Origin of the sequence: Bradyrhizobium sp. 160, assembly GCF_023073735.1 — a bacterium.
In the GTDB taxonomy this organism is placed as follows: domain Bacteria; phylum Pseudomonadota; class Alphaproteobacteria; order Rhizobiales; family Xanthobacteraceae; genus Bradyrhizobium.
This window is the reverse complement of record NZ_JADPKD010000030.1, coordinates 14,434-27,852: the sequence shown is the minus strand read 5'-3', so window position 1 is coordinate 27,852 and position 13,419 is coordinate 14,434. Positions and strand designations below refer to the sequence as shown.

General features: G+C 58.8%; 8 protein-coding genes. 6 read left to right on the top strand and 2 right to left on the bottom strand.

All coding sequences use genetic code 11. The annotated features are described in order from the left end of the window. Window positions 1-106 precede the first annotated feature (106 nt). Together fcl and gmd are read right to left on the bottom strand one after the other, a co-directional pair. The gene (fcl, locus tag IVA98_RS12560; RefSeq protein ID WP_276577598.1) at window positions 107-1,066 is read right to left on the bottom strand and encodes a GDP-L-fucose synthase; all 960 of its coding nucleotides are present in this window, start codon (window positions 1,064-1,066) and stop codon (window positions 107-109) included. Then, the gene (gmd, locus tag IVA98_RS12555) at window positions 1,047-2,132 is read right to left on the bottom strand and encodes a GDP-mannose 4,6-dehydratase (RefSeq protein ID WP_247354917.1); all 1,086 of its coding nucleotides are present in this window, start codon (window positions 2,130-2,132) and stop codon (window positions 1,047-1,049) included. The genes fcl and gmd overlap by 20 nt, the downstream gene beginning before the upstream one ends. A 4,938-nt stretch (window positions 2,133-7,070) precedes the next feature. Here gmd and IVA98_RS12550 point away from each other — a divergent pair. The 6 genes from IVA98_RS12550 to bioA all read left to right on the top strand — a co-directional run bounded on the left by IVA98_RS12550 (window position 7,071) and on the right by bioA (window position 12,621). Continuing rightward, window positions 7,071-7,526: a DUF7694 domain-containing protein gene (locus IVA98_RS12550; RefSeq protein WP_247354916.1), complete on the top strand. Its 456-nt coding sequence runs from the start codon at window positions 7,071-7,073 to the stop codon at window positions 7,524-7,526. Between the two features lie 577 nt (window positions 7,527-8,103). Then, window positions 8,104-9,087 (top strand): biotin synthase BioB, encoded by a 984-nt coding sequence (gene bioB / locus IVA98_RS12545; protein ID WP_247354915.1) that lies wholly within the window; start codon window positions 8,104-8,106, stop codon window positions 9,085-9,087. Between the two features lie 50 nt (window positions 9,088-9,137). Continuing rightward, the gene (gene panD / locus IVA98_RS12540; protein ID WP_247354913.1) at window positions 9,138-9,491 is read left to right on the top strand and encodes an aspartate 1-decarboxylase; all 354 of its coding nucleotides are present in this window, start codon (window positions 9,138-9,140) and stop codon (window positions 9,489-9,491) included. Window positions 9,492-9,575: 84 nt separating this feature from the next. After that, window positions 9,576-10,730, top strand: a complete 1,155-nt coding sequence (locus tag IVA98_RS12535) for an 8-amino-7-oxononanoate synthase (RefSeq protein WP_247354911.1) — start codon at window positions 9,576-9,578, stop codon at window positions 10,728-10,730. Continuing rightward, on the top strand, window positions 10,727-11,359 hold the full coding sequence (gene bioD, locus IVA98_RS12530) for a dethiobiotin synthase (protein ID WP_247354910.1): 633 nt from the start codon (window positions 10,727-10,729) through the stop codon (window positions 11,357-11,359). Before IVA98_RS12535 ends, bioD begins: the two co-directional genes overlap by 4 nt. Beyond that, complete coding sequence (gene bioA, locus IVA98_RS12525; RefSeq protein ID WP_247354908.1) at window positions 11,356-12,621, top strand: adenosylmethionine--8-amino-7-oxononanoate transaminase; 1,266 nt, start codon at window positions 11,356-11,358, stop codon at window positions 12,619-12,621. Before bioD ends, bioA begins: the two co-directional genes overlap by 4 nt. Window positions 12,622-13,419: the final 798 nt, after the last annotated feature.

Below are 13,419 nucleotides of genomic sequence, written 5' to 3'. Positions count from 1 at the left end.
GCGAGCTCCAAGCAACACGTGGAGCCCAGTCGAATTCGCCGGAAGATCCTAAAGCAACTTTCTGGCAATCGGACAATGAGCGACGTCAGCAGTTAGCAGCTGAGTCTCACGTTTTGTCCGATGTACCCGATACCGCCAAGAAGGCCTGGTAGGTCTGCCGCATTCCATCTACAAGCCTTGTCCTCGCGCGCCAGCCGAGCCTGGCGAGACGGCTGACGTCGAGCAGCTTGCGCGGCGTGCCATCGGGGCGCGACGTGTCGAAAGTGATCTCGCCGCCGTAACCGACGACCTCAGCCACGACCCGCGCGAACTCGGCGATGGTGATGTCCTCGCCGGTGCCGATATTGACAAGATCCGCGCTCGAATAGCTCTTCATCAGGTGCACGCAGGCATCCGCCATGTCGTCGACATAGAGGAACTCGCGCCGCGGCGTGCCGGTGCCCCACACGGCGACGCTCCTTGCGCCCGCGACCTTCGCCTCGTGGAAGCGGCGGATCAGCGCGGCAACGACATGGCTCAGTTCGGGATGATAATTGTCGCCGGGGCCATAGAGATTGGTCGGCATCACGCTGATGAAGTCGCTACCGTACTGGCTGCGATAGGCTTCCGCCATCTTGATGCCGGCGATCTTGGCGATCGCGTAGGGCTCGTTGGTCAGCTCGAGCGGGCCTGATAGCACCGAATCCTCGCGCAGCGGCTGTGGGGCCAGCTTCGGATAGATGCAGGACGAGCCCAAAAACATCAGCTTCTCGGCGCCGTTTTGATGCGCGGCCTGGATCACATTCGCGGCAATCGCGATGTTGTCGTAGATGAACTCGGCACGCAGCGTGTCGTTGGCGACGATGCCGCCGACTTTTGCGGCGGCGAGGAAGATCACTTGCGGCCGCGTTTTCGCGAACCAGTCGAACACGGCGGCCTGGTTGCAGAGATCGACCTCGCGCCGGTCGACCGTGACGAGTTGCACGTCCTCCCGCGCGAGCCGGCGCATCAGCGCGCTGCCGACCATGCCGCGATGACCTGCGACGTAGATGCTCTTGCCCTTCAGCTCAAACGGTGCGTTTGCCATGGGCCACCTCCCGTTTTGCTTCCGCCAGATCGCTTGCCATCATCTCCTCGACGAGCTGGACAAAGCTGCGCTTCGGCTTCCAGCCGAGCACCTGTTGCGCCTTGCTGGCGTCGCCGACGAGGAGATCGACCTCGGTCGGACGGAAGTAGCTCGGATCGATCCGCACCACGGTCTTGCCGCTCTTGGCATCGACGCCCGTCTCGTCGACGCCCTCGCCGCGCCATTCGATGCGGCGGCCGACTTGCGCAAACGACAGCTCGACCATCTCGCGCACCGAGCGCGTCTCACCAGTCGCCAGCACGAAATCGTCGGCCTTGTCCGCCTGGAGGATCAGATGCATGCCCTCGACATAATCCCTGGCATGGCCCCAGTCGCGCTTGGCCGAGAGATTGCCGAGATAGAGCGTCTGTTCGAGCCCGACCTCGATACGCGCGACGCCGCGCGTGATCTTGCGGGTGACGAAGGTCTCGCCGCGGATCGGGCTCTCATGGTTGAACAGGATGCCGTTGCTCGCGAACATGCCGTAGGCCTCGCGGTAATTCACCGTGATCCAGTAGCCGTAGAGCTTCGCCACGCCGTAAGGCGAGCGCGGATAGAACGGCGTGGTCTCCTTCTGCGGGATCTCCTGGACGAGGCCATAGAGCTCGGAGGTCGAGGCCTGGTAGAACCGGGTCTCCTTCTCCATGCCGAGGATCCGGATCGCCTCGAGCAGCCGCAGTACGCCGATCCCATCGGCATTGGCGGTGTATTCGGGGCTCTCGAAACTGACGGCGACGTGGCTCTGGGCTGCGAGATTGTAGATATCGGTCGGCCGGATCTGCTGCACCAGGCGGATCAGATTGGTCGAGTCCGTCATGTCGCCGTAGTGCATCAGGAACGGCACGTCCCCGAGATGCGGGTCCTGGTAGAGATGGTCGACCCGCGCAGTGTTGAACGAAGACGAGCGCCGCTTGATGCCGTGCACGATATAGCCGAGCGACAGCAGATGTTCGGCGAGATAGGCGCCGTCCTGTCCAGTCACGCCGGTGATTAGAGCGACCCGCCGTTTGCTCTCTTGGTTTGACAAATCGTTGCTCTGCGCAGGCTAATGTCGGTCCCCGATCGACGACGTCAATCGCGTCTGGGCTCTTCGAATGCGGAAGCGTCGCGCTCTCGAACTGCCGAGTTCTGGACTCTGTATAGGCATTGCATCAATTGCTCAACTGTACGGAGGTAACATTCCACATCGAAAGGGTTTTGAAGGACTATACGAAAGTTTGTAGCCCAGAAGATTTCGTTCAGCCTTCGTCAGGCGTTTCTCTATTGCGCGGGTGCAATTAATGAAATTGCGGACGCGCATAGGGGATAAGCAGACCCGTTTGGCCGAGAAGCGTTCCACAGTCCCCTGCGTGGTCAACTCGCGCGTTGAGCCAGCGAGTGTCCCTCATTTCGTGTCCTTACCTAAGAGGTTTCCGGTCTGCTGTTCATCCAGTGCAACCGCGAGCAAGCCGGGCAAACAAAGCATTGAAATTCGTTCTCTTGTCGCGCAGTACTTATCATAATCGATCCATTTCTGGACAATCAAGTTGGTGATCTGGCAAGCAAAAGTGAAGGCGCGCATATTGACTCTGTGCTGTTTGAGTTCACAGAAAAACGCTGCATGAATGAGGCCAGTGCTATATGGGACCTCAAGGGGTTTATCGCGACGATCAGTGTGCCCTGCGCCACCGAATGACGAATTCAGTAGCGAAAAGAATCTGGCGGTTCATTGCTCGCGAGTGGCCACGCAATCAACAGCAATCGTGCGTTTAGCGCGCGGACGATATGGTTCAGAAGGTCAGTGCTCGGTTCGGCGACCATTCGGCGCGGGGGTGTTTTCCGCGCTCGCAAGCATGTCTTTGGGCCGGCCGTAGTATGACTAGGCAAAGCCCGCATTGCGTGAATAGGCTCGCCTTGAGCACGTGCCGCTGCCATTGAAACTGGCGGTTTGCTGGTCCCGAGCGCCCCTTCTCTTATTGATGCCCGCGGCAAAGTCCCGGTTCTTGAGCAAGCATTCTGCGGACAGCAGCCTGAGCTGACGGATCAACTGCGTTCTACCTCAATTATCACATTTGATTTGCAGCCCCTCGGCAGAAAGAATTCGGATGAGCTGCTCGTGGAGAGGTCGACCCGGGCCTTTAAACCACGTGCCACCCGCTCGCATGCGCTGAAAGCAGCGTAAGCTTTAGAGGCGCGCCCTCGAAATGGATCGCCGGCTTATCGGCTTCGAACGCGGTGTTGCCCTCAATCAAGGTGCGAGATCAATCTTCAGTCCCTCGCGGGTATACACTTCCACATCATTTCTGATCCAAGGCGCTCACATAAGCTTCTTAATACTCGTTCATCAGGTCTTGATGGGCCTCATTGCCTGGATCGGCGTTCGGCCCTGGGGCAATCGTCAGGCCTGCACGTCGCGCAGATCCAGCTCGCGGATCTATCGGCAGCTCTCTTGCTCCCGCGACGACCGCTGCCCATGCCTAGCAATTGCGCGCGCTCGTCTCGGATTACTGTTGGTCATCTAGTCTGCTTTCCTTCAACGACGCTGCGTCCGCCCGACCATGGCGTGACGTGCATTCGGGAATGGTGATAAGCGCACCATGATGACAGCTTTTGGCGAGGTCCCATCACAACAGGTTCGCCGCACATATATGCGGTTCCAGGATCGCTATTCCTGAAACCAACAATGGCCCGGCATTGGCCCTCACAGTGATCGACGAGCAAGACCCTATTGGATCTATCGGGTCCTCTCACATGTCCGCTCCGGGATAGCGCATCAATCTCGCAGCGGCGGGTTGGGCACTCAGTGCCCGCAAACGTATATCGAAGCCTGCAAGGCTGGATTGGGCCTTCTTACATGTGGGCGATCTTGTCTTCATACGGGCCGGCGATCTGCGTGAACAGGACAGAAACAGCGTTCTTCGCAGTGAGCGCCGCTTTGGCAGAAAAGCTCTCATCGCAAGCAACCGGCCTGCTCCGCTTTAGCACAGGAACTTCTGAAGCGACCGAACATTGGTGCTCCCTAAGGGGGCACTCTACAATCTGACGCTACGTACGATTCAATCCCCCCTGCGGGCTTATCGCGTGAATATGTCGAAACCGTCTTCGTTCGCCAGGAGCCAGCCGCATGACGAGGAGGGCGGGAGGCGCTTCACCACGGCAGTTGGCTTTCTGTATCGTCGTCTGCGGAACGCGCAGCTCGGGTCCGCTCGAGTGTGCGCGCATAGCTACGCCCAGCTGTGAGGCTGCTCGTCGCCGGCCACGAGTGATCAAGCGAATCAGTCAAGCTTACTTGAATGTGTGGATAGGAGCTGCCTCGGCGCCGGAATCAATCGTCCATGGCTGAATGCTCTCTCGAGTCTGTGCGAATTGGTTTTGTCTATCCAGCCGAGCTCTCCCGCTGTCCCCGTCATAATAGGGCTGCTTCCCGGGAGTTGTCGGTGCCGCGGCGGCTGAGCAGAATAGGAAACGAGATCAATCGGCAGCCCGTTAATCTGGTCAATGAGCCAAACTCCCGTCAAGGCACCTAACAGTGACTTCGCCGTTCTAGATAACTGTGAACTATGGACCGCGAAAGGCGCCGTCAGGTGCAGGCCACGCGGGGTTGATCATCGCGGGTTCGATACTTGTGGGAAGATCTGCCGGGCCTCACGTTGGAAGCCCGCGCCTAAGCGGTACTCAGCCCTGGTCCCGTTGAGAGCGTCGCGGCTCGGGTCCAGATTGGCGCGTTTGCTACAATCGTTGTTGGTATCAAAGAGTTGCTATGCCGACTACTCCAGGTCGGCCAGGGGACAGACGGCGTTTTGAAGGCAATCAAGTGGCTGTTGGAACGAGCGGCGCAGTTGGCCATGCTCTCTGATGGACGGGCGGGGCCTTGTAGCGGCGCCGATCGGTTCCTCCCATTCATCTTGAGGCGCGAGCGATTGTTAGGCCGGCATTCTCCAGCACATCCAAAATGCTGTCAGCAACCGCCCGCGGATCTCGCTGGTCCTCTTTGCTCACGGTACAAGCCAAGGTAGCTGCGATGATCGCGTGCGCTGCTTTGCGCTGGAGGCAATCGTACTCGGCATATTCACCGCAAGTATTGCAGTTGATCACTGGTCGGCCGCTCCAGGGATCGTGCATTGCGATCTCGCACCAGTTATCTGTGTGACATTTCGGACAGGGCATAGATCGAGATTTCCTTGTGGTCTGACCTCGCGCGCTCCATGGCAGTCAATTGAACGACTGCTTGGTAGCCAAAGCTGCAGAAGTCATTGCTACTCCGGAGGCCGTGTTGTCCGTCTTTGGATACGAAAAACATGATGGAGGCGGCGGCGGAGTCAATCCAGGCACCCGTAGGGGGCTCCGGCATGAGCGACCAGTCGGCGCATCTCTGGCGAGAATGCTGGCAACCGTGTATGCCTACAGCTACCTGTTTCGGCGTGAGCAAGCTATTGCAGGTTCGCCGCGGCCGCATCACGGCTATGTAAGATGAGTATGGCCCCCAACTTCCATTCCACTCTGAGCTGCGAGGCCCCGGTCTCCGGACCGCGACCTCTGCGTGAGCAATCTACAAAGCGGCGCAATCGCCACGCGACAATGCTGCTGCGATCTTAGAATCCGGTTCTCCTGCAGCCTGGCTTCATCGCGACACGTTGCAATGAGTCGCCGAGGCGGCTTCACTGCGGCGTCCGAGACAACGCGGGCCTTCTGCAATCTGGCTCGCCAAACGACACACTCGAAATTGTGTCGCCCGGAAGCTGTTGTACGGCCAAGCACGCTCGCCACCTGTAAGAAGACCCTACAATCTGACGCTACGTACGATTCAAGCCCTAATGTCGAGAGTCGCGCATTTCGCGCCCCTCGCCGCGCTTGGTGCGAGCGGCTTGTCGCATCTCAGACATCAACAGAGCGGTCGGCAGATAACGGCAAATGAGGTGCTTTTGCGACAGCCAACCTACGGGATCTTACGTAGGGCATGTGTCGCATTTTCTTGATCTAAAAACTGCATCGTCTTCCGCATGAAGCAAAAAAACCTGTTCTCAGACGCCAAACATTGGCGAAGCCGTGCTGAAGCGACCCGAAGAAAAGCGGAGTCGCTCGAGGACGACACATCCAGATGCAGGCTCATCAAGGTCGCTGAGGAATATGATAAGCTGGCTCGCCTCGCGGAGGGGCGGCAAAGAAATGAGGTTGACGGGCAGTTCTGATCGACCGGGCGGACGGTTGCACCGATCGTCAATGCTTGTGACCCCGGCGCGGGGTGTCTCTCCGTTGGAGCTCACAGCCCGCTAGGGCTGAACTGCTTCATGCGGTAAGGCCAATGAGCGAGGCTGCTGAACGAGTGCGGTCCGCGCGTGCGAGCCTCTGACCATGAATCCATTCGGAGTCACGGTGGCCGGCCACATAGATGACGCATTGACGGTGTCTCAGGCGGCAAGCCGGCTAACCGCTAGACATGAAGGAATGAGATGAAAGCCACCGCCAGATCGTCGAAATCAAAGCCTCTCGCTCGATGAACTGGGGAGGCATTGGCGTCGCTTTGCATCATGTGCTGAAGCCTGCGACGTTTGTTTGGGTGACAAAGTAGCCGGTTCGCCCGGATCATGCCACGCGAATTGGCTTCCGCCGCCATTAAGCGTTTCAGTCGAATTCTGGCATCTTGCACCAAGCACGGCGAGCTCAACGCCATACGTTGCGGACTTGTTCAGGCGACGAGGCGAGCAGAAGCTCCTGGTGGCACGGCTTGCCAAGACAAGCCATCGTCGATGTCTTCGCAGATTGTCTGCATGAGCCAAGTTCGCAACGAACGGGCGAATGACGAGAAAGTTTAAGAGAGCTCAGCTGTCGAAAGATAAACCCAAGAGAACTCCCCGGTGAACGATGCGGACAGAACCGATGTTCTTCATCCAAGTAAGTCGGTGCAGATGATCAGCGGCAGTTGGGGCCGCCCATGCCAGGGTACCAGCCGTTCGATGTACGAGTCGAACAACACGAGTGGTGCCGGATGCAACTCTATCGGCCAAAAGAAGAAAGAGGACGCATGAGGAAGCAAAGTGTAGAAAGACTCGAAGCGGGGCGCGTCCGCGATGGCCGATTCGCCACCGCACCGGGGTCTGGTCCTTCCGGTCTCTTCTTCGTGCAGGGGCCTTGTGGCTGCCAACTCAAGATCGTCGGCTTCGTCCGTCCGGGATGGGAGCATGTCTCTGTGTCGACGCCACGGCGATCTCCAAACTGGGAGGAGATGTGCTTCGCCAAAGAAATGTTTTGGGATGAAGAGGAATGTGTGATGCAGCTGCATCCTCCTCATTCGCAGTATGTGAACAATAGTCGCTACTGCCTGCATCTCTGGAGGCCGACCCGTCAGGTCATTCCGATGCCTCCGGCAGCCTTCGTGGGCATCGTCGGGCTCGGGCCGTCTGAAGCGGCAATTCTGTTTGCGCAGATGAGTGCGACGTCTTAGCAGATCTCGCCGCGTCGTGCCAAGTCGGGCGGCGACGACGTGATCGAGAGTCCAGCGGAGTTGCTCACCACAGCCAGGGGCGGCGAGCAAGCCTAGGTGGCCACAGACCCGCCAAGGGCGCGCCGGGCCGCTACTCTGCGCCCCAGAGCCCAACCCGCTGCGCTTCTGGAGGCGGCGGGAGGTAACGCTCGCAGAGTCGGCTCGTCCGGGCCACCGTTTATTGTACGGGATGTGACGCGCATAACCACACCATCGTGGAATCGGCCAGGTGAGCAGATCGTGGATCCGTTGTACACGGCGCGCGGCCAAATACATTTGTATCAGGAGAGGCTCCTACGGGGCGCAACTACCGTACGCATCGGCTAGTTACCTGAGTGAGGCGCGTCGAGGAGCGTTGTTGCGCTGGTCTCGGCCTCGCGAGGAAATCCTGCATGAGGGAGCGGCGATTAGCCTGATACCAGCGCCATGCCCGCGCAACTCGGCGATATTTCTCGTCAATACCGGGCAAGAGTGTTGCTTTGCGAAGCTACGCACGACGGGGTCGCCTGTATGATCGACCGAAAATCTTGGGGGTGCTGTGGAAGTCGAAGGCAATAGCGGCCGCAACGGCGCGCCGGTCCGCCGCGACTGGGAACGGGCCGAGGCGGAAGGAGTTTACGCGCAGCCATTTGCCGAGCTCCTATTTCAGGCCCAGACCGTTCATCGCGGCAATTTTGACCCAAACCACGTCGAAACCGCAAGCCTGCTCAGCATCAAGACGGGCGGCTGTCCTGAAGACTGCACCTACTGCGCACAGAGCGTGCATTACGACACTGGCCTGAAGGCGACTCGCTTGATGGATCGCGCTGATGTGGTCGCCGCCGCGCAGCGCGCCAAGGCGGCCGGGGCGAGTCGCTTCTGCATGGCCGCGGCGTGGCGCAGCCCAAAGGACCGCGATCTCGATAAGGTCTGCGACATGATTGCCGCCGTTAAACGTGTCGGCATGGAGACGTGCGTAACGCTCGGCATGCTCACGCCAAAGCAAGCCACGCGGCTCGCCGACGCCGGCCTCGACTTCTACAATCATAACGTGGACACTTCGCCGGAGTTCTACCGCAGCATCATCACTACGCGGACTTTGCAAGATCGGATCGACACTCTTACGCGCGTGCGCGAGGTGGGGGTCAAAGTCTGCTGTGGCGGCATTATTGGCATGGGTGAGCACGTCGATGACCGTCTCGGCATGCTGGTACTGCTCGCCAATCTTCCCAAGCATCCGGAAAGTATACCGATCAACCTGTGGAACGAGGTGGATGGCGTGCCGGTGAAGGTCACGGCGGAGCGTTCCGATCCGATTGCACTGGTGCGCCTGGTGGCGACCGCGCGGATCATGATGCCCAAGAGCGTCGTACGGTTGGCCGCCGGGCGCCAGTATATGACTGATGAACTCCAAGCCCTATGCTTCTTGGCGGGTGCGAATTCCATCTTTGTCGGCGATGTGTTGCTGACTACCAAAAACCCGCAACTTGACCGTGATGCAAGTTTGTTAGCCCGGCTCGGCATTACGTCTGGACTCGCTTAAGTCATCAGAACAACGGCGTGCTGCGTGCAAGCTATCAGCGTAGGTAAGAAATGCAGATTGTCATGATGAAGGGAAAGATTCATTGCGCCTCGGTAACTGAATCCGACCTGCACTTTGAAGGCTCGATCTCGATTGATCGCGCACTGCTGGACGCGGCCGGTATCCTGATTAACGAACGCGTCGAACTGTACAACCTCGAGACGGGGGCACGCTTTGCAACGTTTGTGACGGAAGCGCCACAAGGGTCCGGCACGGTAGACGTGAACGGTGCGGCGGCTCGACTGGCGATGCCCGGCGATAAAATAAGTATCGTTGCATACGCCTCACTTGACGAGGCGGATGCAAGAATCTTCAGGCCGCGCATTGTGCTGGTTGATCGACAAAATCGCGTCGTCCCGGTTTGAATCCAACAAGCTAGCCGCCGTAAGATCCTGTCGTTGGCGACCAGTTGGGAGTTTTGCTGCGTCCATCCTTGCTCGGAGTGAAGAATGAATTCCATCATTGCGGGTAAAGTCGCCAGCTATGCGGCAGGCTTAGATGCGCTTAAAAACGACGACCGCCTGCGGAGTCTCAGGCCGCGCACCGGGATTGACTTTTCATCAAACGATTATCTGGCCCTGGCGAGCGCGCCGCGCATGAAAAAAGCCATCGTCACCGCGCTCGAAGGGGGTACTCCGATCGGAGCCGGCGGATCACGGCTTCTGCGCGGAAACTGCGAGGAGCACGAACGCCTCGAAGCAGCAGCGGCGCGGTTCTTCGGCGCGCAGACCGCGCTCTTCTTCGGCGGTGGTTATGTCGCAAATTTTGCGGTGCTGACAACGTTGCCGCAACGGGACGACCTGCTCGTCCTTGATTCCCTGGTTCACGCCAGCATTCACGAAGGAGCACGAGCTGGCCGAGCCGCGTTTCGAATCAGCGCCCATAACGACCCCCAGGTTATCGAAAGCGCAATTTGCGACTGGCGTGCCGCGGGCGGAGCGGGGCGGGTCTGGATCGTAGTCGAGAGCCTCTACAGCATGGATGGCGATTTCGCACCGCTTGAAGACCTGCTCGCGATCGCGGACCGGCACGATGCGTTCTTGGTTGTGGACGAAGCTCATGCCACCGGCGTTTACGGCGAGCAGGGGCGAGGCCTCACGGCGGCCTATGAAGGACGCGAAAATCTCCTGGTTATTCATACCTGCGGCAAGGCGCTGGGAGCCGCCGGCGCGCTTGTTACCGCCTCTGGCGTGCTGCGCGACTTCATAATCAATCGCTGTCGCCCGTTTATCTTCGCGACCGCCCCTTCGCCGTTAATGGCGGTAGCCGTACGGGAGGCTCTGTTGATCCTGCAGGAGGAGCCGGAGCGCCAACAGCGGCTGGCGAGGCTTGTCGCGTTCACGCATCGGGAGATGGTTGCGCGAGGCGAGAGAAGTCCTTCGAACTCGCAGATCGTGCCCTATATCATTGGCGAGAATGCCCGCGCCATGAGGCTAGCGTCCGCGCTACAGGCTCGCGGATTTGACATCCGAGGAATCAGACCGCCAACGGTGCCGGCCGGCACGGCCCGTTTACGAATTTCACTGACGCTCAACGTCGGAGAGAATGAGGTGCGTGCGATGCTCGATGCCCTCGTTGAGGAGACGAGGGGCGGATCTCGATGAGTCAGCGGATCGTGGTGACCGGCACAGATACAGGGATCGGCAAAACTGTCTTTTCGGCAGGCCTTGCCCATCTTCTCGGCGCGAATTACTGGAAACCAATTCAGGCCGGTGTTGAAGGAGAGACCGATAGCCAGCAGGCCGCACGACTAAGCGGTCTTCCGGCCGATCGGATCGTTCCGGAGCGTTACCGCCTTAAAACGCCCGCTTCCCCGCATCATGCCGCCGAAATAGATGGAATTCGCATCGACCCCGATTCGCTCGTCCTGCCGGATACCGGGGAGCGACCGCTCGTCATCGAAGGCGCTGGCGGGCTGATGGTGCCGCTGAATTCTAGCGCACTCTACATCGATATCTTCCAGCGGTGGCGACTTCCCGTCGTGCTTTGCGCGCGCACGCTACTCGGGACCATCAATCACTCGCTGCTCTCGATAGAGGCCTTGCGAAAGCGCCAGATCGACATTCTTGGGATCGCATTCATCGGGGAAAGAAATTCTGAAACTGAGAGCGCAATTTGTGACATCGCGCGGGTGCGGTGGTTAGGACGGCTGCCCTGGATTTCTCCTTTGACGGCAGACAGCCTACGGGATGTCTTCAAAGGCTCGTTTGTTCCCGGCGATTTCAAGCGATGAAGCCAAACAAGAGGTGGCCAATTTGGCACCCATTCACGCAGCATGCTCTTCACAACGAGATGACCAAGGTTGTGCGTGGCGACGGTGCTTATCTCTACACGGCGGATGATCATCGAATCATAGATGCAATCTCATCCTGGTGGGTCGTCACTCACGGCCATTGCCATCCGCAGATCGTGAGCGCGATTCAGGAACAGGCCGGCAAGCTGAACCAAATCATTTTCGCCGGCTACACGCATGATCCGGCCGAGGAGGTCGCTCGGCTCCTTTTGAAACTCACACCCCGAGGCTTGGACCACGTGTTCTACTCGGACAGTGGCTCAGCCAGCGTGGAAGTCGCCTTGAAGATGGCGCTCGGCTATTGGCACAATATAGGCGAACAGCGAACACGCATCGTTGTCATGCAGCACTCCTATCACGGGGACACGTTCGGTGCGATGTCAGTTGGTGCCCGCGGTGTCTTCAACGTGGCGTACGGACCTCTCCTGTTCGACGTGACCTCAATCCCGTTCCCTGCGAGCGGTCTTGAGCGGGCGACGCTTGATGCGCTTGAGTCAGCATGTCGGAACGAAAATCCCGCAGCCTTTATTGTCGAGCCTCTGGTGTTAGGGGCAGGCGGAATGCTGATGTACCCAGCTTGGGTGCTAAGAGAGATGAAGCTGATCTGCGAGGCGTCGGACGTCCTGTTCATTGCCGATGAGGTCATGACGGGCTGGGGCCGCACCGGAACAATCTTCGCCTGCGAGCAGGCCAATGTTGTGCCAGACATAGCGTGCTATTCGAAGGGTCTCACGGGAGGGGCGCTGCCGCTCGCGGTGACACTCTGCCGGGCGGAGATTTTCGATGCCCATTATTCAAAAGACCGTACGCGCACATTCTTTCACTCGAGTTCGTACACGGCAAATCCGGTGGCCTGTGCCGCCGCTAAGGCTAACCTGGAGCTGTGGAAAGACCAGGAATGTCACCGGCGCATCGCTGCGGTTGCAACCATGCAGGAGCACGCAATTGAAGCATTCCGCGCCGATCCGCGCTTTGCAAACGTTCGCCGTAGCGGCACCATCACAGCACTCGATCTGAAGACGAGAGATACCGGTTATCTCGCAGGCATCGGCCCGAGGCTTCACGCCTTCTTTAAAGACCGTAATCTCTTGCTGCGCCCACTCGGTAATACGATTTATGTGATGCCGCCATATTGTGTAACAGCAGGTGACCTGGACGAAATATATGCAGGCATTTGTGGCGCTGCCGATACACTGGCCTGAAAGAGACGCGCGGCAGCGCAAGATCAAGGATCCTGAGCTGTCGTCGGCTTCCCGAACGACTTGAGAGAGCCTTGCCATATACCTACGAAATGGACGATTGTGACCTCGCATCTGCAACGTGGGTGCTGCCGGCCGGGCGAGATCGCGGGCTTCGCCGGGTCGGTCCACAGTGTCATCGCGCGTTCGGTTTCAGTCCGATCGCGTTATCGCGATTGGTTGCGTGTTCATCTGTGTGGATGCCTGCGCGAAGTTGTTACAAAATCATGAAGTTATGCGTCCATTGGTGACGGCCTGTTGCGGAAGTTCCGCCGTCATTTCGATTAGATGAGATTGCCTGGACGGCAGGTCTTATCAAGCCTCTACGGACACGGAGATGCTGGACACGTCATCCGCATTCCGGAGTTTGCGGCAGCCGCGCGAGCGCTGGTGCATCTTTCCTATTTCCCTCGCCTGGTCGCGGTCGTTTGCGGAGCCTGCAGTCCGCCGAAGCCGTGGCTTTAAGCGCCAGCCCATCCTTGTCAGCAGCCAGAGGTAACGGACATGCCGCCTTAAGGGGCCGACAGCGGCTTTGACACGTAAATCGCAGCCTCATAAGCACACCCACTATCGCCGCTCGCGTGCGTCGTCTCCAGGCCGCCGTTTTTGACGCTCAGAATGTTCGGATGGTCAGTCCCTGGAACACCGCGCAGAGGACATGTTGAAAGACCTTATTTGCTGACCGCCCAATCATTGGAAGCTTTGTGCTTCCGACTTCTCAGTGACGCTCCTTTTCGGGCTCCCTAATGACAGATACCTTTC